Annotated in this window: 27 protein-coding genes; 16 read left to right on the forward strand and 11 right to left on the reverse strand. The window is 68.0% G+C overall.

The annotated features are described in order from the left end of the window. Positions 1-25: 25 nt before the first annotated feature. Complete coding sequence (locus ACGLHS_RS30810) at positions 26-670, forward strand: SIS domain-containing protein (protein WP_093247220.1); 645 nt, start codon at positions 26-28, stop codon at positions 668-670. After that, complete coding sequence (locus ACGLHS_RS30815; RefSeq protein ID WP_093247219.1) at positions 667-1464, forward strand: BON domain-containing protein; 798 nt, start codon at positions 667-669, stop codon at positions 1462-1464. The genes ACGLHS_RS30810 and ACGLHS_RS30815 overlap by 4 nt, the downstream gene beginning before the upstream one ends. A 140-nt stretch (positions 1465-1604) precedes the next feature. On the opposite strand, the gene ACGLHS_RS30820 is transcribed toward ACGLHS_RS30815, so the two are convergent. Then, the gene (locus ACGLHS_RS30820) at positions 1605-2513 is read right to left on the reverse strand and encodes an NAD(P)-dependent oxidoreductase (RefSeq protein ID WP_093247218.1); all 909 of its coding nucleotides are present in this window, start codon (positions 2511-2513) and stop codon (positions 1605-1607) included. Positions 2514-2600: 87 nt separating this feature from the next. Between ACGLHS_RS30820 and ACGLHS_RS30825 the strand changes: the two genes are divergently transcribed. After that, entirely contained in the window at positions 2601-3083 is a 483-nt protein-coding gene (locus ACGLHS_RS30825) for a MerR family transcriptional regulator (RefSeq protein ID WP_394485610.1), read from the forward strand. Positions 3084-3141: 58 nt separating this feature from the next. Next, positions 3142-4695, forward strand: coding sequence for an MFS transporter (locus ACGLHS_RS30830; protein WP_394485611.1), 1554 nt, complete (start codon positions 3142-3144; stop codon positions 4693-4695). A gap of 33 nt (positions 4696-4728) precedes the next feature. On the opposite strand, the gene ACGLHS_RS30835 is transcribed toward ACGLHS_RS30830, so the two are convergent. Further along, positions 4729-5865, reverse strand: coding sequence for a PilT/PilU family type 4a pilus ATPase (locus ACGLHS_RS30835; protein WP_093247215.1), 1137 nt, complete (start codon positions 5863-5865; stop codon positions 4729-4731). A gap of 24 nt (positions 5866-5889) precedes the next feature. Beyond that, a complete protein-coding gene (locus tag ACGLHS_RS30840) occupies positions 5890-6933 on the reverse strand; it encodes a type IV pilus twitching motility protein PilT (RefSeq protein ID WP_093247214.1) in 1044 nt (347 codons plus the stop codon). Between the two features lie 51 nt (positions 6934-6984). On the opposite strand from ACGLHS_RS30840, the gene ACGLHS_RS30845 reads away from it, so the two are divergent. Continuing rightward, entirely contained in the window at positions 6985-7686 is a 702-nt protein-coding gene (locus ACGLHS_RS30845) for a YggS family pyridoxal phosphate-dependent enzyme (RefSeq protein WP_394485613.1), read from the forward strand. A gap of 37 nt (positions 7687-7723) precedes the next feature. On the opposite strand, the gene ACGLHS_RS30850 is transcribed toward ACGLHS_RS30845, so the two are convergent. From ACGLHS_RS30850 to ACGLHS_RS30860, 3 genes are all read right to left on the reverse strand, one after another. Then, a complete protein-coding gene (locus ACGLHS_RS30850; protein WP_019657564.1) occupies positions 7724-8191 on the reverse strand; it encodes an Lrp/AsnC ligand binding domain-containing protein in 468 nt (155 codons plus the stop codon). 139 nt (positions 8192-8330) lie between these two features. Next, positions 8331-8786, reverse strand: coding sequence for a hypothetical protein (locus ACGLHS_RS30855; RefSeq protein ID WP_394485614.1), 456 nt, complete (start codon positions 8784-8786; stop codon positions 8331-8333). 143 nt (positions 8787-8929) lie between these two features. Then, positions 8930-9262 (reverse strand): DUF4148 domain-containing protein, encoded by a 333-nt coding sequence (locus ACGLHS_RS30860; protein ID WP_093247210.1) that lies wholly within the window; start codon positions 9260-9262, stop codon positions 8930-8932. 277 nt (positions 9263-9539) lie between these two features. Between ACGLHS_RS30860 and ACGLHS_RS30865 the strand changes: the two genes are divergently transcribed. The 6 genes from ACGLHS_RS30865 (at position 9540) to ACGLHS_RS30890 (ending at position 14504) form a co-directional block, all read left to right on the forward strand. Then, positions 9540-10814: a Glu/Leu/Phe/Val dehydrogenase gene (locus ACGLHS_RS30865; protein WP_394485615.1), complete on the forward strand. Its 1275-nt coding sequence runs from the start codon at positions 9540-9542 to the stop codon at positions 10812-10814. 34 nt (positions 10815-10848) lie between these two features. Further along, positions 10849-11370 (forward strand): alpha-ketoglutarate-dependent dioxygenase AlkB family protein, encoded by a 522-nt coding sequence (locus ACGLHS_RS30870; protein ID WP_394485616.1) that lies wholly within the window; start codon positions 10849-10851, stop codon positions 11368-11370. 152 nt (positions 11371-11522) lie between these two features. Next, complete coding sequence (locus ACGLHS_RS30875) at positions 11523-12176, forward strand: nucleoside/nucleotide kinase family protein (protein WP_093247207.1); 654 nt, start codon at positions 11523-11525, stop codon at positions 12174-12176. A 105-nt stretch (positions 12177-12281) separates the two neighbouring features. After that, positions 12282-12947 (forward strand): DUF2242 domain-containing protein, encoded by a 666-nt coding sequence (locus ACGLHS_RS30880; protein WP_394485617.1) that lies wholly within the window; start codon positions 12282-12284, stop codon positions 12945-12947. A gap of 43 nt (positions 12948-12990) precedes the next feature. Continuing rightward, a complete protein-coding gene (locus ACGLHS_RS30885) occupies positions 12991-13464 on the forward strand; it encodes a MarR family winged helix-turn-helix transcriptional regulator (RefSeq protein ID WP_394485618.1) in 474 nt (157 codons plus the stop codon). Beyond that, positions 13461-14504 (forward strand): aromatic acid exporter family protein, encoded by a 1044-nt coding sequence (locus tag ACGLHS_RS30890; protein ID WP_394485619.1) that lies wholly within the window; start codon positions 13461-13463, stop codon positions 14502-14504. The genes ACGLHS_RS30885 and ACGLHS_RS30890 overlap by 4 nt, the downstream gene beginning before the upstream one ends. 4 nt (positions 14505-14508) lie before the next feature. On the opposite strand, the gene rocF is transcribed toward ACGLHS_RS30890, so the two are convergent. Genes rocF through ACGLHS_RS30910 form a run of 4 tightly spaced genes read right to left on the reverse strand, consistent with a single transcriptional unit; the run spans position 14509 to position 18472 of the window. Next, positions 14509-15420 (reverse strand): arginase, encoded by a 912-nt coding sequence (gene rocF / locus ACGLHS_RS30895; RefSeq protein WP_093247203.1) that lies wholly within the window; start codon positions 15418-15420, stop codon positions 14509-14511. 10 nt (positions 15421-15430) lie between these two features. Then, positions 15431-16414, reverse strand: coding sequence for a sterol desaturase family protein (locus ACGLHS_RS30900; RefSeq protein WP_394485620.1), 984 nt, complete (start codon positions 16412-16414; stop codon positions 15431-15433). A gap of 10 nt (positions 16415-16424) precedes the next feature. Next, positions 16425-17801, reverse strand: a complete 1377-nt coding sequence (locus ACGLHS_RS30905) for a sensor histidine kinase (RefSeq protein WP_394485622.1) — start codon at positions 17799-17801, stop codon at positions 16425-16427. Further along, positions 17798-18472 (reverse strand): response regulator transcription factor, encoded by a 675-nt coding sequence (locus ACGLHS_RS30910; RefSeq protein ID WP_394485623.1) that lies wholly within the window; start codon positions 18470-18472, stop codon positions 17798-17800. Before ACGLHS_RS30910 ends, ACGLHS_RS30905 begins: the two co-directional genes overlap by 4 nt. Positions 18473-18671: 199 nt before the next feature. Here ACGLHS_RS30910 and ACGLHS_RS30915 point away from each other — a divergent pair, with 199 nt between their 5' ends. Then, positions 18672-19079, forward strand: a complete 408-nt coding sequence (locus tag ACGLHS_RS30915) for a hypothetical protein (protein WP_394485625.1) — start codon at positions 18672-18674, stop codon at positions 19077-19079. Positions 19080-19114: 35 nt separating this feature from the next. Here the strand turns inward: ACGLHS_RS30915 and ACGLHS_RS30920 are convergent, their stop codons facing one another. Further along, positions 19115-21187 (reverse strand): prolyl oligopeptidase family protein, encoded by a 2073-nt coding sequence (locus ACGLHS_RS30920; protein ID WP_394485626.1) that lies wholly within the window; start codon positions 21185-21187, stop codon positions 19115-19117. 250 nt (positions 21188-21437) lie between these two features. On the opposite strand from ACGLHS_RS30920, the gene ACGLHS_RS30925 reads away from it, so the two are divergent. The 4 genes from ACGLHS_RS30925 to ACGLHS_RS30940 all read left to right on the forward strand — a co-directional run bounded on the left by ACGLHS_RS30925 (position 21438) and on the right by ACGLHS_RS30940 (position 25083). Beyond that, positions 21438-23165, forward strand: coding sequence for a wax ester/triacylglycerol synthase family O-acyltransferase (locus tag ACGLHS_RS30925; RefSeq protein ID WP_394485628.1), 1728 nt, complete (start codon positions 21438-21440; stop codon positions 23163-23165). 142 nt (positions 23166-23307) lie between these two features. Then, a complete protein-coding gene (locus ACGLHS_RS30930) occupies positions 23308-23862 on the forward strand; it encodes a hypothetical protein (protein WP_093247301.1) in 555 nt (184 codons plus the stop codon). A gap of 54 nt (positions 23863-23916) precedes the next feature. Continuing rightward, positions 23917-24420, forward strand: coding sequence for a phasin family protein (locus ACGLHS_RS30935; protein ID WP_394485629.1), 504 nt, complete (start codon positions 23917-23919; stop codon positions 24418-24420). Between the two features lie 27 nt (positions 24421-24447). Further along, positions 24448-25083, forward strand: coding sequence for a TetR/AcrR family transcriptional regulator (locus ACGLHS_RS30940; RefSeq protein WP_093247195.1), 636 nt, complete (start codon positions 24448-24450; stop codon positions 25081-25083). Positions 25084-25129: the final 46 nt, after the last annotated feature.

Below are 25129 nucleotides of genomic sequence, written 5' to 3' on the forward strand. Positions count from 1 at the left end.
CAACCCCCAGTTATCATCCCGCCACATGCTCGAGCAACGTATTCAGCAGCACTTCATCGACAGTGCCGACCTCAAATACCAGACCGGACCGGTCCTCAGCAAACCCATCTCCCAGGCCATGCAGGCCATCCTGGCCTGCGTGACCAGCGGTGGCAAGGTGCTGGCCTGCGGTGCGGGTGTGTCGGGTCTGCTGGCGGCGCAGTTCGCCGCGCAGTTCGTCGGTCGCTTCGAACGCGAGCGCCCCGAGCTGGGCGCCATCGCGCTGCCCGGCGACACGACCGACCCCAATGCCGACAGCGCCAATGCCATCGATGCCGACCGCTTCGCCCGCCAGGTGCGCGCGCTCGGCCAGGCCGGCGACGTGCTGCTGGCACTGAGCGCGAGCGGCCAATCCGCCGCGGTGCTCGCCGCCGTGATGGCCGCGCACGAACGCGACATGACCGTGGTCGCCCTGCTGGGCAACGCGGTCTCGGGCCCACCTTCGGCACCGGGCGCGGGCAGCAGCGGCACCGGCGGCGTCATCGGCCGCGCGCTGCGCGAAACCGATGTCCAGATCAGCGTCCCGCACGAGCGTGCGGCGCGCATCCACGAAGTCCACCTGCTCGCGCTGCATTGCCTGTGCGACGGTGTGGACGCCCAGTTACTCGGAGAACAGGAAATTTCCTCATGACCATGACGACGACACCGATCCAGCGTTTCGCCATTGCACTCACCATGGGTGCCGCACTGGTCGCCGGTCTTTCCGCCTGCGTTCCGCTCGTGGTGGGCGGTGCCGCGGTGGGCGTGGGCCTGCTGGCGACCGATCGCCGCAGCTCGGGTGCCCAGCTCGACGACCAGGGCATCGAGCTGCGCGCCGCTGCCCGCGTGCGCGACATGGCCAACGACCAGATGTACGTGAGCGTCACCAGCTACAACCGCCAGGTGCTGCTGACCGGCGCGGTGGGCAATGACGCCGACCGGCGCAAGGTCGAAGAGGCGGTGCTGCGCGTGGACAACGTGCGCTCGGTGGTCAACGAACTCACCATCGGCACCCCGAGCACCTTCCAGGACCGCTCGAACGACCTCTACGTCACCGGCAAGGTCAAGGCCTCGCTGCTCGATGCCAAGGACATCTTCGCCAACTCGTTCAAGGTCGTGACCGAACGCGGCGTGGTCTACCTGATGGGCATCGCCACCCGCCGCGAGACCGATCGCGCGACCGAAATCACGCGTGGCGTGGCCGGTGTCGTGAAGGTGGTGCGCGTCGTCGAGATCGTGAGCGAGGCAGACCTTGCCAGCCAGTCCCAGGCAGGTGGCACCGGCGCACCGGTGACATCGTCGGTCCCGGCCACGCCCGCGCCGCCGCAGACCATTCCGGCCTCGTCGTCATCGTCGCGCGTTCCGCTCCCGCCGATGGCGCCGCTGCCGTCGGGCGGAACTTCGACGCAGCCCGCAGGCGGTGCGACAACCACGCCCGTGCGCTGATCCAGCAGCAATGAAGCAACGGCCGGCGCAGCCCGGCCCCTTCGTGAGACACCGAGGAACCGGCTTCGCCGGGCCTCAGGTGTTGCCCCCGGCAGGAGGAAGGCTCAGCGACACGAAGTGCGCGAAGCCTGGGAACGAGCCTATTTCAATCGGGTGATGAGGCTGGAGGTGTCCCAGCGCTGGCCGCCGGCCTGCTGCACGTCGGCATAGAACTGGTCGACCAGCGCCGTCACCGGCACGCGCGCACCGTTGCGCTTGGCTTCGTCCAGCACCAGGCCCAGGTCCTTGCGCATCCAGTCGACCGCAAAGCCATAGTCGAACTTGCCTTCGATCATCGTCTTGCCGCGGTTTTCCATCTGCCAGCTCTGTGCGGCGCCCTTGCTGATGACGCCCAGCACCGCTTCCATGTCGAGCCCGGCGCGCTGGCCGAAGGCGATGGCTTCCGACAGGCCCTGCACCAGCCCCGCGATGGCGATCTGGTTCACCATCTTTGCGAGCTGGCCGGCGCCGCTCTCGCCCAGCAGCGTGACCGCGCGCGAGAACGCCATGGCCACTGGCTTGATGCGCTCGAACACGGCGGCTTCACCGCCGCACATCACGGTCAGTGCGCCGTTCTGCGCACCGGCCTGTCCGCCCGACACTGGCGCATCGATGAAGTGCAGGCCCAGCGCCTGCGCTGCCTTCGACAGTTCGCGCGCCACGTCGGCCGATGCCGTCGTGTGGTCGACGAACACCGCGCCCTTCGCCATGCCGGCGAAGGCGCCGTCGTCGCCCAGCACCACCGAGCGCAGGTCGTCGTCGTTGCCGACGCAGCAGAACACGATGCTGGCGCCGGCGGCCGCTTCGCGCGGCGTCGGGGCATGGCGGCCGGGCGCACCGAATTCGGCAGCCCAGGCCTGCGCCTTGGCGGGCGTGCGGTTGTAGACCGTCACGCTGTGGCCGGCCTTGGCCAGGTGGCCGGCCATGGGCCCGCCCATGACGCCGAGGCCGAGAAAGGCCACTGTCTGCGCGGGGATGGATTCGTAGGTTCGGGTGTTGATGCTGCTCATGGGGCAGGAGCTTAAAGCCATTCCGCGAGCGATGGGATGCGCCAAACATGTACGTGAACGTGCAGGTTTGGGTAGAATCACCCCGTCATGACCGAGCCGAACCCCGCCAAGACCATCACCGTGCGCGATGCCGCCGCGCGGCTCGACGTCACGCCGCGCACGCTCAAGTACTACGAAGAACTGGGCATCGTGGTGCCGGTGCGCAGCGAGGGCGGTTACCGCCTGTACGAGCAGGCCGATCTCGACAAGCTGGCGCGCGTGCTGCGCATGCGTTCGCTGGGTTTCTCGCTCACCGCCATCACCGCGATGCTGCAGCAGCCGATGGAGGCGCCGGCCGAGGGCGGCCGGCCACGGTTGTCCAACGCTTCGCTCAAGACACTGCGCGAAACGCTGACCGGGCAACTGGAAACGCTCGACGCGCGCGTGGCCCAGGTGCGCCGCGAGCTCAAGGAGGCGGGCGCGCTGCAGGCGCAGTTGCGGCGCGACCTCGACTACGTCGAGCGCCGCCTGGCCGGCGAGCCGGTCGAAGAGGCGCTCGAAAGCCGGCGCCAGGAGCGGCCGGCGCCATGAGCACCGCAAGGCCGCCCGAAAACGATCGTGCCGCCGTACAGGGCGCGAAGGCTTTCGAATGACCTCCCCGGCCCTGGCATGGCCTTCGCGCGGCAGCGGCGTCGCGATCGCGCTGCTGCCCTGGGCCATCGGCCTCGTCACGGCCATCGACTATTTCGACAACGCCCTGTTCGCCTTCTTCGCGAGCTACATCGCCGGCGGCGTCAACGCCTCGCCCGACGAACTGGTGTGGGCCTCGAGCGCGTACGCGCTGGGCGCCGTGCTCGGCATCCTGCACCAGCATGCGTGGGTCGAGCGGCTGGGCTACCGGCGCTACCTGGCGATCTGCATGTTCGCCTTTGCGGCCGGTGGCGTGGGTGCGGCGCTGTGCGACAGCTCCACGCAGCTGACCTTGGCGCGCGCGGTGCAGGGCTACTTCGTCGGGCCGATGCTGGGTGCCTGCCGCATCCTGATCCAGATCGGCATTCCACCGGCGCGCCGTGCCAAGGCGCTGAAGGCCTTCATGGTGCTGATCGTCTTCGGCGGTGCGCTGGCGCCGATCGTGGGCGCCTTTCTCGTGACCAACTTCGACTGGCGCTGGCTGTTCGCGAGCACCGCGCCGGCCGCGGCGCTGATCGGCCTGCTGGTGCTCTGGACGCTGCCCGACATCGGCGACGTCGAGCCGCACGAGCGCACCGAGCCGCACTACGTCGCCTACCTCGTGTTCGCGCTCGCGCAGGCCGCGCTGCAAGTGGTGCTGACGCGCTCGCACTTCGAGCTTTTCACCGGCTCGCCCGCGCTGATCGGCCTGACGATCGTGGGCGTGGTGGGGCTCGCGTGGTTCGGCTACCAGCAGTGGCAGCACCCGGCGCCGCTGGTGCGGCTGCATGCGTTGCGCAACGCGTCCTTCCGGGTCGGGCTGGCGCTGTACGTCGTCTACTACTACCTGTCGACGGGCTTCAGCTACCTGCTGCCCCGGCTGATGGAAGGCGGCCTTGGTTTCACCGTCGGCAACACCGGCTACTTCACGGGCGCGGCATCGCTGGCGACGGGGCTGCTGGTGTTCGTCTACCTGCGCTATTCGGCGCTGCTCACGCGCAAGAAGTGGCTCATCGTCACGGGCTTCGGCATTGCGGCGCTGGCGGCGTGGTGGCTGTCGCGGGTCACGCCGCAGGTGGGCCGTGAAGCCTTGCTGGGGCCGCTGCTGCTGCGCGGGCTGCTGATGCTGTTCGTCGTGCTGCCGGTGGCCAACCTCACGTTTCGCCCCTTCGCGGCCGAAGAGTTCGCGCACGGCTACCGGCTCAAGAATCTGGTGCGGCAGCTCGCGATTTCATTCGCGACATCGAGCGTGATCGCATTGCAGCAGCACCGGTTGGCGTTGCACGAGGTGCGGCTGAGCGAATCGGCCAACCCTGCGAATGCCAGCTTCATGCAGGCGCTGGAATCGCTCACCCATGGCTTTGCGGCAGCGGGGCATTCGGCGGGCGAGGCGCATGCGATGGCGCTGGGCACGCTGTGGCGCACGCTCGAACAGCAGGCCACCTTCATGGCCTCGCTCGACGGGTTCACCGCGATGGCGGTGATTGCGCTGGTGGCCGGCGTCTTCGCCGCGTGGCAGCGGCAGATCGACTAGCGCGGCGCAATCAACCGCGCCGGCCCGGTCCGGTCAGACGATCGCGAAGTGCTCCGTGCCCGCCGCCAGGTCGGTGCTGCGCGCGCGCTGGCTGTTGAGCTTGATCTGCAGCCGCAGGTCGTTGGCCGAGTCGGCATTGCGCAGCGCGTCCTCGAAGGTGATCGAGTGGCTCTCGAACAGGTCGAACAGCGCCTGGTCGAAGGTCTGCATGCCCAGGTTGCGGCTCTTCTTCATGATCTCCTTGATCTCGCCCACTTCGCCCTTGAAGATCAGGTCCGAGATCAGCGGCGTGTTCAGCAGCACCTCGACCGCCGCCACGCGGCCCTGGCCGTCTTCGGTGGGCACCAGCCGTTGCGAGATCAGCGAGCGCAGGTTCAGCGACAGGTCCATCAGCAGCTGTGCGCGGCGCTCTTCGGGGAAGAAGTTGATGATCCGGTCGAGTGCCTGGTTGGCGCTGTTGGCGTGCAGCGTGGCCATGCACAGGTGGCCGGTTTCGGCAAAGGCCACCGCGTGCTCCATCGTTTCGCGGTCGCGGATTTCGCCCATCAGGATCACGTCGGGCGCCTGGCGCAGCGTGTTCTTGAGCGCCGCCTCCCAGCTGTCGGTGTCGATGCCCACTTCGCGCTGCGTCACCACGCAGTTCTTGTGCGGGTGCACGAACTCGACCGGGTCTTCCACCGTGACGATGTGGCCGAAGGAGTTTTCGTTGCGCCAGTCGATCATCGCGGCCAGCGTGGTCGACTTGCCCGAGCCCGTGGCACCCACCAGGATGCACAGGCCGCGCTTGGTCATCGACACGTCTTTCAGCACCTGCGGCATGCCCAGGCCGTCGATGGTCGGCAGCTTCGCGGGAATGGTCCGCAGCACCATGCCGACCTTGCCTTGCTGCACGAACGCATTCACGCGGAAGCGGCCGATGCCGGTCGGCGAGATCGCGAAGTTGCACTCCTTGGTGCGCTCGAACTCGGCCGTCTGGCGATCGTTCATGACCGAGCGCGTCAGCGCCAGCGTGTGCTGCGAGCCCAGTGCCTGCTGCGACACCTTGGTGACCTTTCCGTCGACCTTGATGGCCGGCGGGAAGTCGGCGGTGATGAACAGGTCGCTGCCATTGCGGCTCACCATGAGCTTGAGCAGGTCGTTGATGAACTGGCTGGCTTGATCGCGTTCCATGATGTCGTGCTCCGGGTGGCTGGATCAGCCGGGGAAATTCTCGGGGATCTTGGCCTTGCCGCGTGCTTCGGCGGCAGAGATCGTATTGCGGCGCACCAGGTCCGTCAGGTTCTGGTCGAGCGTCTGCATGCCCGAGCCCTGGCCGGTCTGGATGGTGGAGTACATCTGCGCCACCTTGGCCTCGCGGATCAAATTGCGGATGGCCGGCGTGCCCAGCATGATCTCGTGCGCCGCCACGCGACCCTGGCCGTCCTTGGTCTTGCACAGCGTCTGCGAGATCACCGCCTGCAGCGACTCGGAAAGCATCGCGCGGATCATTTCCTTTTCTTCACCGGGGAACACGTCGATGATCCGGTCGATGGTCTTGGCAGCAGACGAGGTGTGCAGCGTGCCGAACACCAGGTGGCCCGTTTCGGCCGCGGTCATCGCGAGGCGAATGGTTTCGAGGTCGCGCAGCTCGCCCACAAGAATGGCGTCGGGGTCTTCGCGCAGGGCAGAGCGCAGCGCGTTCGAGAACGACAGCGTCATCGGGCCCACTTCGCGCTGGTTGATCAGGCACTTCTTCGACTCGTGCACGAACTCGATCGGGTCTTCCACCGTGAGGATGTGGCCGTACTCGTTTTCGTTGAGGTAGTTGACCATCGCCGCCAGCGTGGTCGACTTGCCCGAACCCGTGGGGCCCGTCACCAGCACCAGGCCGCGCGGCTTGAGCGCCAGTTCGCCGAAAATCTTCGGCGCGTTCAGCTGCTCGAGCGTGAGGATCTTCGAAGGAATGGTCCGGAACACCGCGGCCGCACCGCGCGCCTGGTTGAAGGCGTTCACGCGGAAGCGTGCGAGGCCGTCGATCTCGAACGAGAAGTCGACCTCCAGGAACTCTTCGTAGTGCTTGCGGTGCGTGTCGCTCATGATGTCGTACACCATCGCGTGCACGCCCTTGTGGTCGAGCGCATCGACGTTGATGCGGCGCACGTCGCCGTTGACGCGGATCATGGGGGGCAAGCCGGCCGACAGGTGGAGGTCGGAGGCTTTGTTCTTGACGCTGAACGCCAGCAATTGGGTAATGTCCACGGGGTTCCTCGGCTCGGATCTGGTGACGTTTTGATACGATTTTGGACGATTATGACGATGATTGGCGACGACCTCCAGCAAGTAAAGAACCGGATCACGCAGGCGTGCAACACCGTTGGCCGCGACCCGGCCGGGGTCCGGCTGCTGGCGGTGTCCAAGACCTTCGGGCCGGACGCGGTGCGCGAAGCCCACGCGGCGGGCCAGTCGGCCTTCGGCGAGAACTATGTACAGGAAGGGCTCGACAAGATCGAGGCCCTCGCCGATCTGCGCGCCTCCCTCGAGTGGCACTGCATCGGCCCTCTGCAAAGCAACAAGACGCGGCCCGTGGCGGAGCACTTCGACTGGGTGCACAGCATCGATCGGCTCAAGATTGCCGAGCGTTTGTCGGCGCAGCGGCCGGCGCATCTGCCGCCGCTCAATGTATGCCTTCAGGTTAATGTGGACGGCGGTGCCAACAAGTCCGGCGTGACGCCCGACGAGGCATTGGCGCTTGCACGCGCTGTGGCTGCTTTGCCACAGCTGCGGCTGCGCGGGCTCATGGCGATCCCCGAACCGGCCGACGGCTTCGAAGCACAGCGCGCGTTGTGCCTGCGCGCGCATGCGGTGTACCAGTCGATCCGCGACGCGGGCATCGAACTCGACACACTTTCTCTTGGCATGAGCGCCGACCTCGAAGCCGCGATCAGCGCGGGCAGCACGATGGTGCGCGTGGGCACCGCGATCTTCGGGGGCAGGGCGCGCAAGCCTGCCTAGGTTGCCCGGGCCGCTCGGGTTTTGCGCGCGGTCGCGCTCACACGCCCAGCGGCAGGCGCGCGCTGTTCTTCACTTCTTCCATCACCGCATAGGTCCGCGTCTCGCGCACACCGGGCAGTTGCCACAGCACCGTGCCCGCGAACTCGCGGTAGGCGGCCATGTCGGCCATGCGGGTCTTGAGCAGGTAGTCGAAGCCGCCGGCAACCATGTGGCATTCCATGATCTCGTCGCGCACCTGCACCGCGGCCTTGAACTGGTCGAACACATTGGGCGTGGTGCGGTCGAGCAGCACCTCGACGAACACGGTGAAGCCGCGGCCCAGCTTGTGCGGATCGAGGCGTGCCTCGTAGCCCTGGATGAACCCGTCGCGCGTCAGCCGCTGCACGCGCGCCAGCACGGCGGTGGGCGAAAGCGCCACCGCTTCGGCCAGCTTCAGGTTGGTGATGCGGCCATCCTCCTGAAGAATCTTCAGCAGGCGGAGATCGATGCGGTCCAGGTCGAGCATCGGAGGATTATCCGGCTCGCGCATCGATTCATTGCAGAAGATGCGGCCTATGGGCTCAAGCCATAGGAGATAGAACCAAGGAAATGCCGTCGGCCTACCCTTTGCCGGCTGGCCGGCGCATTTCCTTCGCGTGGCGCACTCAGCGAACCGTGTTCTGCGCGGCGGCCGCTGCCTGCTGGTTCTTCAACTGGTCGACCAGCGCGCCGTAGGCCGGGCTGGCACGCAGGCGCGCGTACTCGGCGGCGGCCTGGCGGTAGCCCGGCCGCGATGCATCGGTGCCCGATTCGGTGTTCTGCTTGGCCGCAAGGCCCGACTGCATCCACAGGCGCGTGTCGGCCGCCACGGCGGCGCGGGTGTTGGCCGACACCACAGCGGCTTGCTGCGAGATGCCGTCGGTGTAGCCCTGCGTGGGCGCGGTCTTCAGCCACTGTTGTGCGTCGGATGCCACGGCGGCGCGCGTCGTCGATGAGTTCATCGACACGGGACGCGGATCGCCTTCGGCGTAGTTGCCTGCAAAGCTCGGTGCCGCCATCAGGCCCAGCAGGGCTGCGACGGTGGCGGTGCTCAGGAGGCGGGTGGTGGACAGCTGCTTCATTCCTAGATCCTTGGTAGTGGTGGTTGGTGAGACCAACTCTAAAAAACGCATCCACCCGATCGATAACCCGTTGATGACAGTTTCGTCATCTGCGCATGTCCGGCGCGTGCCCGGAAAACAGGGCCCGCCGGACATGCCCTTGCCTACCGTTCGCCCGATGGGATCGTTCCCGCGCGCATGGCCTTGAGGGTCTCCGCCTCCACGGCCTCGCGCGTGGCGGGCTGGCCGGTGCGCGGCGTGGGCCAGGGCGCGCCGCGGCTCACGATGTTCCAGGCGGGTTGCTTCTGTGCCGTCTCCAGCTCGGCAACCACCTTGTCGCGCGACGGCTCCTGGCGCAGATGGTCGGGGTGGCGCGTCACGCCGGCCTCGGTCGGGGCGAAGTGGTATTCGCCGGCCGCCGAAGCGGCCAGGGGCGCCAGCGCGGCAGCGGAAGCCGCCACGGCGGCGAGCGATGCAAAAAGTTTGCGTTGCAGCATGTCGAAGATCTCCTTGGGTTGGTTGCCCGCGCCCGATGGCGCCGGCCATGCCGGCTCGGGCCGTCATGCCGGACCAATCTAGGAAGCCAGGGCGTCAACAGCCGAACGGCGCGATTACATCGGCGCAATGCTGGCGTCATGAAGGCGTGCTGCACCGCCGCATCCGTGCCCGTCCAACCTCTCTTGCATAACCGTCAGCGCGACGCGCATAAGCCATGGCGCGACGGGCGCGAGAGGTCTATCGTTGCGGCCACCTTTCCAAACCAAGGGATCTCTCATGAGTGAAAAACTCTCCTTCGTCTCCCCCACCGCCAACAGCCCGTGGGGAACGTACCTCTCCCAGGTCGACCGTGTCGTGCCGTACCTCGGCCCGCTGGCCCGCTGGGTCGAAACCCTGAAGCGCCCCAAGCGCGCACTGATCGTCGACGTGCCCATCGAAATGGACGACGGCACCATCGCCCACTTCGAGGGCTACCGCGTGCAGCACAACATGAGCCGCGGCCCGGGCAAGGGCGGCGTGCGCTTCCACCCCGACGTCACGCTCGAAGAAGTGATGGCCCTGTCGGCCTGGATGACCATCAAGACCGCCGCCGTCAACCTGCCCTACGGTGGCGCCAAGGGCGGCATCCGCGTCGACCCCAAGAAGCTCTCGCTGCAGGAGCTTGAAAAGATCACCCGCCGCTACACCAGCGAGATCGGCATCATCATCGGCCCGCACACCGACATCCCCGCGCCCGACGTCAACACCAACGGCCAGATCATGGCGTGGATGATGGACACCTACTCGATGAACGTCGGCGGCACCGCCACCGGCGTCGTCACCGGCAAGCCGCTGCACCTGGGTGGCTCGCTGGGCCGCGTCAAGGCCACCGGCCGCGGCGTGTTCGTCACCGGCCGCGAAGCCGCGCGTCGCCTGGGCATGGACCTGCGCGGTGCGCGCATCGCCGTGCAGGGCTTCGGCAACGTGGGCTCGGTCGCGGCCGAACTGTTCGCCGAGGCGGGCGCCAAGATCGTCGCCGTGCAAGACCACACCGGCACCATCGTCAACACCAACGGCCTCGACCTGGCCAAGCTGATCCCGGTGGCCAACAAGGAAGGCGTGGTCGCCTTCAAGTCCGGCGGCGACATCGTGCCGAACGAAGACTTCTGGAACGTCGCCTGCGACATCCTGATCCCGGCCGCCCTCGAAGGCCAGATCACCGCCGAGCGCGCGCAAAAAACCACCGCCAAGCTGGTGCTCGAAGGTGCCAACGGCCCCACCGTGCCGCAGGCCGACGACATCCTCGCCGAGCGCGGCGTGCTGGTCGTGCCCGACGTGATCTGCAACGCCGGCGGCGTGACGGTGAGCTACTTCGAATGGGTCCAGGACTTCTCGTCCTTCTTCTGGGACGAGGACGAGATCAACGTGCGCCTGGACCGCATCATGATGAACGCGCTCAACCAGATCTGGGACACGGCGGACAAGCACAAGATCACGCTGCGCACGGCGACGTATGCGGTGGCTTGCGAGCGCATCCTGATGGCGCGCCAGGAACGCGGCCTGTACCCCTGATCGCAAGGCGCCGGTCCTTGTATCCTGCGGGCCCATGAGTGGCCCGCCGATTCACCTCGATCCCGCGTTCGTCGCGTCGCCCGATGCCCTTCTCGAATGGCTCGGCGCCGCGGTGACGTGGGACGAGCGCATGCGTGCACGCAAGACCGCCAGCTTCGGCGTGCCCTACGACTATTCGCAGATTGCCTACAAAGCAGTGCCGATGCCGGCCGAGCTGGAAATCCTGTGCGTCAGGATCGAAGCCGAGCTTGGTTTTCGTCCGGACAATTGCCTTCTGAATCTCTATCCCGACGGGGCATCGTCGATGGGTTTCCACTCCGACGACATCGCGGCACTGGTGCCCGGCACCGGTGTCGCCATCGTGTCGGTCGGAGCCACGCGGTCCATTGCGTATCGCCGCAAGACCGACAGCAGCCTGCGCTTCGAATACCCGCTGCCCCATGGTTCGTTGCTCTACATGTCGGACGCTGTCCAGCAGGACTGGTTGCACGCAATTCCCAAGGCTGAAGGCGTGGGGGAACGCATCAGCCTGACGTTCCGCGCGATCCGGAAATAGCGGCGAAGCCCCGGCCGCCGCACGCGTTGACGATGCTCGGCGGATTCCTCGTCGACGATGCCTTTGGCCAATGTTCCAGTCGCCTTTCTGGCTCGGCAAGGAGTCGGACGGGCTGATGTTTTTTTGACGCGCGGGGACGCTACGCTCGAGGGATGAGTTCCATCCCCTTGCAGAAGCTTCCTCCCGTTCCTGCCGACGGCCTTGCCCGTCTGCAGGCCCTCATGGCCAGCGGGCAGCGCAAGCTGCTGGGGCTGGTCGGTGCGCCGGGCGCCGGCAAGTCCACGCTGGCGCTTGCGCTGCTGCATGCAGTGGGCGCCGACCGCGCGCAGGTCGTGCCCATGGACGGCTTCCACCTGGCCAATGTCGAGCTGCAACGGCTCGGCCGCGCCGACCGCAAGGGCGCTCCCGACACTTTCGACAGTGCCGGCTACGTGGCGCTGCTGCAGCGTCTGCGCGAGCAGCGCCCCGACGGCGACATCGTCTACGCCCCCGAATTCCGCCGCGAGATCGAGGAGCCGATTGCCGGCGCCATCGCCGTGCTGCCGTCGACCCAGCTCGTCATCACCGAAGGCAACTACCTGCTGCACGACGTCGGCCCGTGGGCCGGCGCGGCGGCGATGCTCGACGAGGTCTGGTACGTGGACATCGACGACGCCGTGCGCGAGCAGCGCCTGGTGCAGCGCCACCAGCAGTTCGGCCGCAGCGCCGAGGCCGCGCGCGACTGGGTCGCCAGCACCGACGCGCCCAATGCGCGGCTGATCGCGGCGACCCGGGCACGGGCCCATCACGTGCTGCTCTGGTCCTGAGAATTTCGGGCGGCAGGGAACGCCGGCATCTGGCCGCGCTCGAAGCCTGTGCCGGCACAGGCGCCGGTTAGCATTCGCCGCCGCTCCATGCCGACCATGCAACCCATGACTTTTTCTTCCCTTCGCGCCCCGGCACTCCTGCTGGGGCTGGTGTCCGCCCTCGTGCTTGCCGGTTGCGGCAGCAGTTCGCGCCGCGTGAACTACGAGCCGGAGGAGTTCGGCTCCACCACCACCCACACGCGCAACTACGAAGCGACCGAGGCCCAGACCTGCGAGGCCGCGCGCCGCGCGTTGCTGAGCCAGGGCTACATGATCACGGCTGCCAACGCCGACCTCGTGACCGGGCGCAAGAGCTTCCAGCCGGCGGCCGAGGTGCATGTCGAGGTCGAGTTCCGCGTGGTCTGCGCGCGCGAAGGCGGCAAGGCCAGCAAGCAGCAAAGCACCGTGGCCTTCGCGACCGCGCTGCAAGACCGCTACGGCATCAAGAAGGTCAACAACTCGGCGAGCCTGGGCGTCGGCGCCATCGGATCGCTCTCGCTGCCGTTCTCGGGCAGCGACGACGCGATGGTGAAGGTGGCCAGCGAAACCCTGACCGACGAGCGCTTCTACGACCGCTTCTTCGCGCTGCTCGACCGGTTCCTCGAAGGCCCGGAGGGCGAGGCCGAAGCGCCCGTCGAAGCGGAAACGCCGGCCGCGTCATCGCCGGCCACCGCGCCCGCCGCGGCACCCGCCACCACCTTCCCCGTGAACTCATCGCCGAACCGCGGCTGAAAATCCGGTCACCAGATACCAAGACACGTCTTATGATCTGGGCGTGGCTTCAACATCACCCAACCCGGCGCAATGCGCCTCGCGCCTTCGCAATTCGGTCGCGGAACTGGCGCGCCAGCTGCGCAGTGGCAGCGCCACGCCCGAGGGCCCGAGCATTGCCAAGCTCAGCGTGCTCGGCCAGTTGTACCGGCGCGGGCCTTGCTCGCCCACCACGCTGGCGGCGCATGAGCGGGTCAAGCTCCAGTCGCTGACACGCCTGCTGGCCGAGCTGGAGACCGAGGGCTGGATCGAACGCGCGCCGCATCCCACCGACGGGCGCCAATGGATGCTGTCGCTCACGGCCGACGGCACGCGGCGGCTCAAGGCGTTGATGCGTTCGCGCGAGGCGGCCTTGGCCGATGCGATCGGCGCCACGCTGGACGCCGACCAGCGCGCCTTGCTGCTGCAAGCTTGCGAACTGCTCGACGGCCTTACCGCCGCGCTCGGCGACCGAGCGTCCACCGCTTCGTCCTCATGAGCACCACCGGCACCACCGCACCCGCTCTGCAACGCATGACCGGTTTCTGGCGCCATGGCCGATGGCGCCCCGGCGTGCAGCTGGCCATCGCCGTGGCTGTCGCATGGCTGGTGTCCATGGCCCTGCATCTGCCCGAAAGCTTCTGGGCGGTGATGAGCGTGCTGATCGTCATGCGCCCCAGCGCCGGCTCGACGCTGGACGCCGGCTGGGACCGCGTGCGCGGCACCGCCATCGGCGCACTGTGCGGCATCGCGGGCGTTTATCTGCAGCACCACGGTGCGCCGGTGCTGCCGACCACGCTGGGCGTCGTCATTCTTCTGGCTTTCGCCAGTGCCGCCGCGCCGGGCTTGCGCAGCGCGCCCGTGGCGGCGTTGATCATCCTGTCGGCCGGCGGCATTCCGGGCCATTCGGCATTGCAGGTGGCGTTGCTGCGCATGGTGCAGATCGGCATTGGCGTCGGTGTGGCGCTGGCGATCTCGACCGTGGCGTCCGAGTACCACGCGGGCCCGCGCTTCGACGAAGGCTGCGCGGCGTTGCTGCATGGCATTGCACGGCGCACCGCCGCGCTGGCAGGTGCGGCCCGGCCCGCCGAAGCCGAGACCGAGCGCGCCAACGCCGCCATCCGTGCGGCACTGGTGCGGCTGACGATCCTGGCCGGCAGCGCGGACCTGGAGGCGCGATGGTGGCGACGCGCTGCCACGGCCGGCGAATCGCGTGCCTACCGCAACAAGGCGCGGCTCGCGGCGCGGATCTTCCAGGATGCGGTCGTGCTGGACCGTCTGTTCCGCCGCGTGCCGGACCCAGGCGCCGATCCGGTCTGGCACGAAGCCTCGGAGGCCGCGAGCGCCGCGGTGGCCAGCATGGCGAATGCCTTGCAGGGCAAGGGCACGGCAGACCTCTCGGTACTCGACCGCGTGGCCACGCGGCACCAGGGCCATCTGCAACGGGCGGGCGCCACCGCCTCGAATGCACTGCTGGCCGCGCCCCTGTGCCTCCTGCACGACGACCTGCAGCGCATGCAACGCTGCATCGCTGCCTGAGCCTTCAGCGCACCAGCGTCGATTTGCCGAACAGGCTTTCGATCAGCTCGACCGCCACTTCGGCCGTCTGGTTGCGCACATCCAGCGCCGGGTTGAGCTCGACCACGTCGAGCGAGCAGAGCCGCCCGGTGTCGGAAATCATCTCCATGCACAGCTGCATCTCGCGATAGGTCGGGCCGCCGCGCACGCCGGTGCCCACGCCGGGCGCGATGCCGGGGTCGAGGCAATCCAGGTCGAAGCTCACGTGCAGGTGCGTGTCTTCGTCCACGTCCTGCAGCGCCTCGATCATGGTGGTGCGCATGCCGTGCTCGTCGATGTGGCGCATGTCGAACACGCTCAGGCCCAGCGTGCGAATGGCTTCCTTCTCGTCGCTGTCCACGCTGCGGATGCCGATGAAGCGGATGGCATCGTGCTCCAGCGCCGCGCGCTCGCCGCTCCAGCCCGTGAGCACGGCGGGCCCGTGGCCCAGCAGGCACGACACCGGCATGCCGTGCAGGTTGCCGCTGGGGCTGGTGGTTTCGGTGTTGACATCGGAGTGCGCATCGAGCCACAGCACGCGCAGCTTCTTGCCGCGCTTGCGTGCGTGCCATGCCACCGCGCTGATGGAGCCGATGGCCAGGCAGTGGTCGCCGCCCATCATCAGCGGCACGTTGCCGGCGCCCAGCGCCGCATCGACCGCCGCATAGACCGAGCGGTTCCAGGCGATCACTTCGTCGAGGTGGCGCAGCCCGTTCGCCGGCGGGGCCCACGGCGTGGCCGGGCCCGCGAGGTTGCCGCGGTCGATGATCTCGAAGCCCTGCCGGGCCAACGCTTCCGGCAGGCCCGCCACGCGCAGGGCGTCGGGCCCCATGCCGGCGCCGCGCACGCTGGCGCCGATGTCGGTCGGCGCGCCAATCAGTTCGAGGGTGGTGTTCATGGGCGGGCTCTCAGGTGCTGCCGGTGGAGTCCCCCGCCTGCGGGGAACGGGATGGCCGATTGTGCCGATGAACCGGCGGCATGCCCATGATCTGCCGCACGCCCGTGGCCGTCAGCGGCTGCAGCAGCTGCGCCCAAAAGCGCGTCGCGACATGGCCGTCGATGCCGATGTCCGCCGGCGGCCGGCGCTCGGGCCGCAGGTAGGTGCCGAACAGCAGGTCCCACAGCACGATGTTCTCGCCGTAGTTGCGGTTGCCTTCCGCCAGCACCTTCGAGTGGTGCCAGCGATGCAGCGCGGGCGTGCTGAAGACGCGGTCGAGCCAGCCGGTGCGCAGCTCGATGTTGCAATGGGTCAACAGGCCGGTCACGGCGGTCACCGCGCCGACCCACGCGAACACCGTGAATGGCGCGCCGAGCAGGTACAGCGGTATCTGGCCGAGCGCGGCCTTGAAGGCGCTGTCGATCACGTGAAAGCGCCCGGTGTTCAGCACCCACAGCCGTCGCACGCTGTGATGCAGCGCATGAAAGCGCCACAGCAGCGGCAACTCGTGTGCCGACCGGTGCGCCACATAGAGGCCAAGCTCGGCGATCACCAGCGCCAGCACCACCTGCGCCACCAGCGGCCAGTGCGTGGGCCACACACCGAGCGAGACGCGCAGCGCGGGCTGCGCGACCGCCGCCACGGCCATCGGAAAGCTCGCCGCCAGCGCCGCCGCGATCTGTGCCGAGCCCTTGGTGAGCAGGGTGTGGGCCAGGTTGCAGGGCGTCTCACCGTCGTCCGCGAGCCAGCGCGGCTCGTGCGGCATCCAGCGCTCGAACACCGCGATCACCAGCGCCAGCGACAGGTACACGAGGTTGAACCACAGCAGCGGCGCATGGCTTGCGAAGGCCATCCCCGCGCCGAACAGGCCCAGCCCGTACAGGGCGGGCCACAGCATCCATGACAGCGCGGCGCGCAGCCGCGGCCGCCGGTCGTTGCCAGCCGGTGTTTTCATTCGGGTGCTCTCAGGGGTGAAGAGAAGTGGGGCGGCCTGCACCAGCCAGCGGCAGGCGCATGCGGAACAGTGCACCGCCCTGGGGGCCGTCGTGCAGAGAGACATCGCCGCCGTGCTGGCGCACGATCTCCCGCACCAGGCTCAGCCCGAGTCCGGCACCGGGCCCGGTGGCATGCGCACGGTAGAAGGGCTTGAAGACATCCGCGCGCTGCGCCTGCGGAATGCCCGGCCCGTCGTCGATCACGTCGACATGGCCTGCGGCATCGACCCGCACCACCACGCTGCCATGGCCGCCCGCGTGGTCGATGGCGTTTTGCACGAGGTTGGTCAGCGCGCGCGCCAGCGCATCGCGGTCGCCTTCCGCTTCGACGGATGCCGCCTGTGCTTCAAGCGAAATCTCGTAGCCCGCGGCCAGCGCCAGCGGCGCCATCTCGGCAACCACGTCGCGTGCCATCTCCACCAGGTCGATGCGCTGCAGCCGGCCGGCATGGCCCTTCATGCGCTGCAGGTCCAGCAGTTGGCCCGCGAGCACCGACAGGCGCGCGGCATCGGCCAGCAGGCGGTGCTTCTCGGCGCTGTCCGGCAGGTTCTCGAGCCGGGTGTTCAGGATGGCCAGCGGCGTGCGCAGCTCGTGCGCGGCGTCGGCCAGAAAACGCTCGTGGCGTGCGTGCCCGTCGTCGAGCCGCTGCAGCGCATCGTTGAAGGCGCCCACCAGCGTGGCCACCTCGCCCGGCACATCGGACAGCGGCAGGCGCACGCCGCGCTGGTCGGCGTCGATCTGGCCCGCGCGTGCCGCTGCCGCGTTCAGCCCGGTCAAGGTCCGCTTCACCACGAAGTGCGTGGCCAGCAGCGTTGCCGTGACGGTGATCGCCATGATCGGCAACACCAGCTCGACCACCAGCAGCAACAGCGCAAGGCCCAGGTTGCGCCAGGTGACGGGGCTGTCCGGCCCGGTCAGGATCTGAACGTCGCCCGCCGCGGAGTCGACCCAGCGCATGCGCGCGGCCTGCCGTGGCGGGTCGCCCGCGTTCCAGCCCAGCCGTGCCTGGCGCACCGCGTCCAGCGTGTCGCCGATGCGCGCGAACTCGGGCGGTATCTGGCCTTCCACCACCTGGCGGCCCTGGTGGTCGCGGATCGAGAACCAGAGATGCGGCACGGTCTTGCGCAGCGCAATCAGGCGTTGCGTCGGCCGCATGGAAAGCGTGCCGCCCGCATCGCGCGCCACGGCCTCCTGCAGGATCTCGATGGTGTTCTCGGGCGAGCTGAAGTTGACCAGATGCCCCGATGCCACCAGCGCGCCGATCACCACCAATTGAATGGCCACCTGCAGGAGCACCAGCTGGCGGATCAGCCGGCGCTTGAGCGTGGGCGGTGCCGGTGGCGTCATGGCAGCGGCCGCAACAGGTAGCCGACGCCGCGGATGCTGCAGATCTCGATGCCGGCGCTGCTGTCCGCGAGCTTCTTGCGCAGGCGCGACACGTGCGTTTCGAGGGCGTTCGACTGGATCTCCGCGTCGAAGCCGAACACCGCGCGCTCCAGTGCAGCGCGCAGCACGGTGCGGCCGGCGCGCCGCACCAGCGCTTCGAGCGCCAGCAGTTCGCGGCGCGGCAGTTCCATCCGCTGCCCGGCGACGCTGGCTTCGCAATGCGTGAAGTCGAAAGACAACGCCGCGATCTGCAGCGCGTCAGCCTGCGTGGCGGCCGGCCTTCGGAGCAGGGCGCGGATGCGGGCCAGCAGCTCTTCGACCGCGAAGGGCTTGCCGAGGTAGTCGTCGGCGCCCGCATCGAGCCCGGCCACGCGGTCGTCCAGCGCATCGCGGGCCGTGAGCATGAGCACCGGCACGGGGTTGCCCGCGGCGCGCAGCTCCGACACCAGTGCCAGGCCGTCGCCGTCGGGCAGCCGGCGGTCGAGCACCAGCGCGTTGTAGGGCGTGGCGTCGACATGGCGCGCGCCGCTGGCCAGCGTGTCGGCATGGTCCACGAGGATGCCGCGCTTGTGCAGCGCAATGCGCAGCACCGACGCCATTTCGGGTTCGTCTTCCACCAGCAGGATGCGCACCGTGCATGTCCTTCCAAACAAAAGAGCTGCGTCGCCGGAGCCCCGGCGTGCCGCACTTTAGGCAGGCCGCATTGCATCAGTATTGCGTCCATCGACCCCTGCCGACCGGATGCCGACGTCATGTTCACACCATGTTCGTGGAACAAGATCCGCCGCATTGCCAACGAACGACGCCCGCCGGGCGCGGAGAACAGACAGCATGCGCAGCTTCTATACGGTCGAGCTTCTGGAGGTCATCGTCCTGGCGGCGGCGTTGTGGTTCGCCTCCGCGGCGATGGCCGAAGTGGTGTCGGTCTTCGACCGCGAGCCCCCCACCTACGACCCTTGCCGCGATGGCCGCTACAGCCAGGGCCGGCCCATGGATTGCGCCGAAGTCCTTCGGCAGCTGGACCGCGACGAAGCGTGGGCGCGCCGCCATCGCTTCGACGACCCCGGGCGCCGGCCCGTCGACCCCTGCCAGGACGGCCGCTACAGCACCGGCCGCCCCATGACCTGCGGGGAGCTGCGCGAGCGGCTGGACCGGCAGGAGCGCCGCCGCTACCAGCGCTATGAAGACGACGACGGCTACGGCAGCGGGCAGGTCGTGGAGCCGGTCTTCATGAAGTAGGCCGGGCCACTCTATCGCTTTGCCGCCTTAAGGGTCTACCGGATGTGATGCCACAGGTACGCGTAGCCCAGCGCATCCATGAAGGCCGACTCCTTGTTGTCCGCCGCCGCGCTGTGGCCGCCTTCCATGTTTTCGTAGAAGCTGCTGTCGTGGCCGAGCCCGACCATCTTCGCGTGCATCTTGCGCGCGTGCACCGGGCCCACGCGGTCGTCGCGCGTCGAGGTGGTGAAGAGGGCGGGCGGATACGCCTGGCCCGGCTTCGCGTTCTCGTAGGGCGAGAAGGCCTTGATCCAGGCCCACTCTTCGGGCTGGTCCGGGTCGCCGTACTCGGCGATCCATGAAGCGCCGGCCGACAGGTGCGTGTAGCGCTTCATGTCGAGCAGCGCCACCTCGCTCACGATGGCGCCGTAGAGCTGCGGGTACAGCGTGAGCATGTTGCCCATCAGCAGGCCGCCGTTGCTGCCGCCCATCGCGCCCAGGTGCGCAGGCGAGGTGATGTGGCGCGCGAACAGGTCTTCGGACACGGCCGCGAAGTCTTCGCAGGTGCGCAGCCGGTTCTCTTGCAGTGCCGCCTGGTGCCAGCGCGGGCCGTATTCGCCGCCGCCACGGATGTTGGCGATGACGTACACGCCGCCCTGGTCGAGCCATGCGCGGCCGATGCTGCCGCTGTAGCTGGGTTGCAGCGAAATCTCGAAGCCGCCGTAGGCGTATTGCAGCGTCGGGTTCTTGCCGTTGGCGACCAGGTCTTTGGCGGCGATCTCGAAGTAGGGCACGCGCGTGCCGTCTTTCGAGGCCGTGAAATGCTGGCTCACCCGGTAGCGCGAGGCATCGAAGAAGGCGGGGCTGTCTTTCAGCACCTGGGGCTCGCCCTGGCCGATGGTGCCGATGTAGAGCGTGGTCGGCTGCAGGAAGCCGCTCACCGTCAGGAAGTAGTCGTCGTTCTCGTCCTCGTCGATGCCGCCGGCGTCGATGGTCGAGAGCGCGGGCGCGCCGCCCAGGCTTTCGCGCGTCCACGCGCCGGTGCCGCCGGCGGGGGGCGTGAGCACTTCGAGGCGGTTCACCACGTCGTGCATCACGTTCAGGATCAGGTGGTGGCGCGTCCACGAATGGCCGTCGAGCGCGGTGGTGTCGTCGGGCTCGAACAGCACCGTGATCTCGCGCTTGCCCGCCATGAAGTCGTCGAACTTCGTGGCCAGCAGCGAGCCCGAGACGTAGGTCGTGCCGCCCACGGCCCAGTCTTCGCGCGGCTCGATCAGCATCCACTCGCGCGTGACCTCCATGTTGGAGTCGTCGGGCACGTCGATCTTGACGAGTTGCCCGTCGGCGTGGCGCAGCCAGGTCTCGCTTTCATAGAAGTCGATCTGGCGCGACACGAAGTCGCGCTCGAAGCCGGGCGTGTTGTCGCGGTAGGCACTGACCGACATGTCCTCGTGCGCGCCTTCGTACACCGTGACGGCGCTGGCCAGCGGCGTGCCGCGCTTCCATTCCTTCACGATGCGCGGGTAGCTGGAGCTGGTCATCGAGCCGGGGCCGAAGTCGGTGGCCACGTAGAGGTGGTCGATGTCTTTCCAGCCCACGTGGTTCTTGGCCTCGGGCAGCGTGAAGCCGCCTTCGACGAACTGCTTGGCCTCAAGATCGAACTCGCGCACCACGTCGGCATCGGCGCCGCCGCGCGACAGCGAGATCAGGCAGCGCTTGTAGTCGGGGTCGAGGCAGTCGGCGCCGTGCCACACCCAGTTCTCGCCGTCGGCCGCGGCCAGCGCGTCGAGGTCGAGCACGGTCTCCCATGCGGGCTGCGGCTTGCGGTACTCGGCCAGCGTGGTGCGGCGCCAGAGGCCCTTCGGATGGGCCTTGTCGCGCCAGAAGTTGTAGTAGCCCGGGCCGATCTTGCGGACCATGGGAATGCGCTCGTCGGAGTCGAGCACCTCGAGGATGCCCTGCTCGAGCGCCTTGAACGCGGGCGACTGCGCGTGGGCCTGCACGGTCTTCGCGTTCTCCTGCCGGGCCCAGGCCAGTTGCGCATCGCCGTCGATGTCTTCGAGCCAGAGGTGTGCGTCGTCTTGCGGCTGTGGTTGCGGTTGCTGCTGCGGAGGAAGGCTTTGTGTCATGGGGCCAGTGTACGAAGCCCCCGTGAAAGAAAGGTCTGTGAGCCTTTGTTCGGGCCCATGCCGCAGACCGGTTTGTTGGCACCCTTTGTTTGTGCCAACGCACCACGGGCACTTTGGCATTACTTGGGGCAAACCCCTGTCCCGCCGGTGCCTTCCCCCCGGTGGAAACACTGAAGAAGGCGAGGCCCCTAAACGCGATGTGCACGGTATCCTGCCAATCGGCGCATGCCCCACCAAGGAGACACAACACATGAAACACCTGAGCGGTCTTGATGCCACCTTCCTGCACCTGGAGACCCCCGAGATGCCGATGCACGTGGGCTCGCTCAACGTGCTGGACTTGCCCAAGGGCTACAAGGGCGACTTCTACGAAGACGCCAAGAAGTTCATGGCCAGCCGCATCCACCTGGCCGACGTGTTCACGCGCAAGCTCGCGCTGATGCCCTTCGACATGACCAACCCGGTGTGGGTGGAGGACGACGACATCGACCTCGACTACCACGTGCGCCACATCACGCTGCCCAAGCCCGGAACCAACCGGCAGTTGCAGCAGTACGTGGCGCGGCTGCATTCCACGCTCATCGACCGCAGCCGGCCGATGTGGGAGTTCTTCATCATCGATGGCCTGAAGAGCGGGCAGGTGGCGCTCTATACCAAGGTGCACCACGCGGGCATCGACGGGCAGGCCGGCGTGGAAGTCGGCAAGGCCATCTTCGACCTGGAGCCCACGGGCCGCGTGGTGAAGCCGCCGCGCTCGCGCCCACGTGCGAGCGGCTACCAGCTGGGCATGGCCGAGCTTGCCACCGCCGCGCTGCGCAACACCGCGCAGCAGTACGTGAAGCTCTTCAAGATGGCGCCCGCCATTGCGCGCGCGCTCGGCGGCCTGGCCAGGCCCGACGAGAAGGCGGCCGAGAAAGACGCCGCCGCCGCGCCGAAGAAGTTCAACCTCTTCGCGCCGCGCACCTCGCTCAATGTGTCGATCACCAACCAGCGCACCTTTGCCGGCCGCACCATCTCGCTGGCCGAGACCAAGTACATCGCCAAGCATTTCGGCGTGTCGCTCAACGACGTGGTCATGGCCACCGTGGCCGGTGCGCTGCGCCACTACCTGGCCGACAACAACGAGCTGCCTGCCAAGCCGCTGGTGGCCGGCGTGCCGGTGAGCCTGCGCGAAGCGGGCGACCAGACGGCCAACAACCAGGCCAGCATGATCCTCGTGAGCCTGGCGACCGACATCACCGACCCGATCCAGCGGCTGAAGGCCATCAACGCCTCGTCGACCAGTTCGAAGTCGACGATGAACCGCTTCAAGGCCGTGATCCTCGACGACTTCCCGACCTTCGCCGCGCCCTGGCTGGTGTCGGGCATCGCCTCGATGGTGGGGCGCTCGGGCATCGTCAACCTGCTGCCGCCGGCGGCCAACGTGGCCATCTCCAACGTGGCGGGCGCGCCGTTTCCGATGTACTTCGCGGGGGCGCTGGTCACCTGCTACTACCCGGTGTCGATCGCCAGCCACGGCACGGCCCTGAACGTGACGGTGCAGAGCTACAACGGCCGCATGGACTACGGCCTGATCGCCTGCCGCCGCGCCGTGCCCGACATCACCGAGATCGGCGACTACATGCTGGCCGAGCACAAGCTGCTGATGGACCTCACGCACAAGCATCCGGCCGCCGCGGGGGCCACTGCCGCGCCAGCGAAGGCGGCAGCCCTAGCGCCCGCCGACGAACCCGCGCCAGCCGCAGCTGCCAAGGCCGCGCCCGCTGCAAAGAAGCCCGCCGCGCGCAAGAAGGCTCCCGTGAGCGCCAGCCGCAAGGCCGCCGCGCCGGTCAAGGCCGTGGCCCGGAAGGCGCCCGCAAAGACCGCGGCCAAGACAGCCATCAAGACCGTGGCGAAGAAGGCCGCGCCCAAGCCCGTGGCCCGCAAGGCTGCCGCACCGGCCAAGCGCGCCGGGGCGCCCAGGGCTGCTGCGGCATGATCGGCTGGCCCGGCCTGGCAAAAATTGGGGCAGTTGGACTAGATTTCCAACCGTTCTAGTTTTCCAGGCCTAGGCCCCGCGGAAGAAGATGGGCCCATCGCGATTCACCGCGAACGAGCCCATCAACTTCAAGGAAATCACCATGTCCACGCAAACCACCATCGCTTCCGCAGCCATCCACGTCGTCGGCCAGTACAACGACGCGGGCAAGACCCTCGTCGGCGCCTACCGCACCGGCGTGCATCGCCTGCTCGGCGGCGCCGCTTCGCGCTACAGCAACTTCCTGGGCAACCGCCAGATTCCGCTGGTGAGCGAGCAGGTCAAGGCCAACCTGATCGGCGCGCAGGAAAAGATCAATGGTTTCCTGGCCAACCGCCTGGACATCGACACCAGCCGCATCGTGAACGTGATGGACCGCGTTGCCGCCGGCACCACCAGCGGCATCGAAACCGTGGCCGGCCGCGTGGCCCGCGTCGAATCGCCGGTGGCCACCTCGGTCATCAACACCCTGAGCGCCATTCACCAGCCGATCGCCACCGTCTCGGTGCAGATCGCCGACCGCATCGTCGCCGGCACCAAGCAGATCGAAGCCCGCGTGAGCGGCACCGAAGAAGCCAAGCCGGTGCGCACCGTCAAGGCCAAGGCCGCCGTGGCCAAGAAGCCGGTTCGCCGCGCTGCTGCCCGCAAGGCAGCCTGACCCCGGGGCGCCTGATGGCGCCCTTTTCCTTTTTTCCGGTATCTGGAGCACTGCATGGCGACCCTTCCTGACGAAACTGCAAAGTTGAAGAAGAAGGCGGCGCCTGCCAGGAAGACCCCTGCCGCGAAGAAGAAAGCAGCGCCCCGCAAGGCGGCGCCCGCTGCCAAAAAAGCCGAAGCGCCCGGCAAGGCCGAAGGCCTGCTGCGGGCCGGCCTCAAGGCACTGGACAACGTGCGCAACGACGTCGCCAAGCGACAGGCCAACGTGATCGAAGGCCTGCTCGGCATCGGGCATGGCAAGGTCGACGCCACCCTCGGCGCCGGCGCCAAGGCGGCGCTCACGCGGGGCTTTCCCGGTCTCGACAGTTTCGGCATCCGCAAGTTCGAGGACGTGTTCGACCAGCGCGTCGCCACCGCCATGCAGCGCCTGGGCATGCCCAGCGTGCAGGAGGTGCAAGCGCTGCGCGACGAGGTCGCGCAACTGCGCGAACGCCTCGCAAAGCTGGAGAAGCCCGCCGCCGGCCCGCGTGGCCGCAGCAGCAACAGCGGCAAGCGCTGAACCGCCCGCAGCACAAGCCCGCCGGTTGTGGCCAGTTCCAACACCACGCGCGATCGCATCCTGCAGACCAGCCTTGCGCTGTTCAATGCGGAAGGCCTCGCCGCCGTGTCGACCCACAAGATCGCAGCCGAGCTCGGCATGAGCCCGGGCAATCTGCACTACCACTTCAAGGCCAAGCAGCTCATCGTCGAATGGCTGTTCCGGCGCTTCGAGCAGCGCATGGAAGCGCTCAATGGCTCGTCGGCCTCCATCGCCGCCATCGACGACCTCTGGCTCGCGCTGCATCTGCGCTTCGAGGCCATCGACGAATACCGCTTCATCTACCGCGACATGGCCTTCCTGGCCAGCGAATACCCGGCGCTCGGGCAGCGCGCGCAGGCGCTCACCGCGCAAAACCTGCTCGCGGCCCAGGCGCTGTGCGAAGGGCTGGTGGCCTCGGGCGTGATCGAGACCAGCGCCGAGCAGGCCCGCATCCTGGCGCTGCAGATGGTCTTCACCACCACCTGCTGGCTGTCGTTCGAGCGGCTCGTGCCGGGGCGCGATGCGCTGGCGCAGGCCGACCCCGGATTGGCGGCTTTCTACACACTCACGCTGGTTTCTCCGTATGTTTCGAGCGAATCGAGGGCTTACCTTGATTACCTGAGGGGCAAATACCTCGGATAAATGTCGCTGTTGTCCGACGGGGCATTGGCTCCAGCAGCCTCAAGTT

It is taken from the genome of Variovorax sp. VaC1 (assembly GCF_043658315.1).
Classification (GTDB): Bacteria; Pseudomonadota; Gammaproteobacteria; order Burkholderiales; family Burkholderiaceae_C; genus Variovorax.

Excerpts from the sequence above, each read along its gene's own strand:
- ACGLHS_RS30810 (WP_093247220.1), top strand. The coding sequence starts at position 26 with ATGCTCGAGCAACGTATTCAGCAGCACTTCATCGACAGTGCCGACCTC.
- ACGLHS_RS30815 (WP_093247219.1), top strand. The coding sequence starts at position 667 with ATGACCATGACGACGACACCGATCCAGCGTTTCGCCATTGCACTCACC.
- ACGLHS_RS30820 (WP_093247218.1), bottom strand. The coding sequence starts at position 2,513 with ATGAGCAGCATCAACACCCGAACCTACGAATCCATCCCCGCGCAGACA.
- ACGLHS_RS30825 (WP_394485610.1), top strand. The coding sequence starts at position 2,601 with ATGACCGAGCCGAACCCCGCCAAGACCATCACCGTGCGCGATGCCGCC.
- ACGLHS_RS30830 (WP_394485611.1), top strand. The coding sequence starts at position 3,142 with ATGACCTCCCCGGCCCTGGCATGGCCTTCGCGCGGCAGCGGCGTCGCG.
- ACGLHS_RS30835 (WP_093247215.1), bottom strand. The coding sequence starts at position 5,865 with ATGGAACGCGATCAAGCCAGCCAGTTCATCAACGACCTGCTCAAGCTC.
- ACGLHS_RS30845 (WP_394485613.1), top strand. The coding sequence starts at position 6,985 with ATGACGATGATTGGCGACGACCTCCAGCAAGTAAAGAACCGGATCACG.
- ACGLHS_RS30850 (WP_019657564.1), bottom strand. The coding sequence starts at position 8,191 with ATGCTCGACCTGGACCGCATCGATCTCCGCCTGCTGAAGATTCTTCAG.
- ACGLHS_RS30855 (WP_394485614.1), bottom strand. The coding sequence starts at position 8,786 with ATGAAGCAGCTGTCCACCACCCGCCTCCTGAGCACCGCCACCGTCGCA.
- ACGLHS_RS30860 (WP_093247210.1), bottom strand. The coding sequence starts at position 9,262 with ATGCTGCAACGCAAACTTTTTGCATCGCTCGCCGCCGTGGCGGCTTCC.
- ACGLHS_RS30865 (WP_394485615.1), top strand. The coding sequence starts at position 9,540 with ATGAGTGAAAAACTCTCCTTCGTCTCCCCCACCGCCAACAGCCCGTGG.
- ACGLHS_RS30870 (WP_394485616.1), top strand. The coding sequence starts at position 10,849 with ATGAGTGGCCCGCCGATTCACCTCGATCCCGCGTTCGTCGCGTCGCCC.
- ACGLHS_RS30875 (WP_093247207.1), top strand. The coding sequence starts at position 11,523 with ATGAGTTCCATCCCCTTGCAGAAGCTTCCTCCCGTTCCTGCCGACGGC.
- ACGLHS_RS30880 (WP_394485617.1), top strand. The coding sequence starts at position 12,282 with ATGACTTTTTCTTCCCTTCGCGCCCCGGCACTCCTGCTGGGGCTGGTG.
- ACGLHS_RS30890 (WP_394485619.1), top strand. The coding sequence starts at position 13,461 with ATGAGCACCACCGGCACCACCGCACCCGCTCTGCAACGCATGACCGGT.
- rocF (WP_093247203.1), bottom strand. The coding sequence starts at position 15,420 with ATGAACACCACCCTCGAACTGATTGGCGCGCCGACCGACATCGGCGCC.
- ACGLHS_RS30900 (WP_394485620.1), bottom strand. The coding sequence starts at position 16,414 with ATGAAAACACCGGCTGGCAACGACCGGCGGCCGCGGCTGCGCGCCGCG.
- ACGLHS_RS30905 (WP_394485622.1), bottom strand. The coding sequence starts at position 17,801 with ATGACGCCACCGGCACCGCCCACGCTCAAGCGCCGGCTGATCCGCCAG.
- ACGLHS_RS30915 (WP_394485625.1), top strand. The coding sequence starts at position 18,672 with ATGCGCAGCTTCTATACGGTCGAGCTTCTGGAGGTCATCGTCCTGGCG.
- ACGLHS_RS30920 (WP_394485626.1), bottom strand. The coding sequence starts at position 21,187 with ATGACACAAAGCCTTCCTCCGCAGCAGCAACCGCAACCACAGCCGCAA.
- ACGLHS_RS30925 (WP_394485628.1), top strand. The coding sequence starts at position 21,438 with ATGAAACACCTGAGCGGTCTTGATGCCACCTTCCTGCACCTGGAGACC.
- ACGLHS_RS30930 (WP_093247301.1), top strand. The coding sequence starts at position 23,308 with ATGTCCACGCAAACCACCATCGCTTCCGCAGCCATCCACGTCGTCGGC.
- ACGLHS_RS30935 (WP_394485629.1), top strand. The coding sequence starts at position 23,917 with ATGGCGACCCTTCCTGACGAAACTGCAAAGTTGAAGAAGAAGGCGGCG.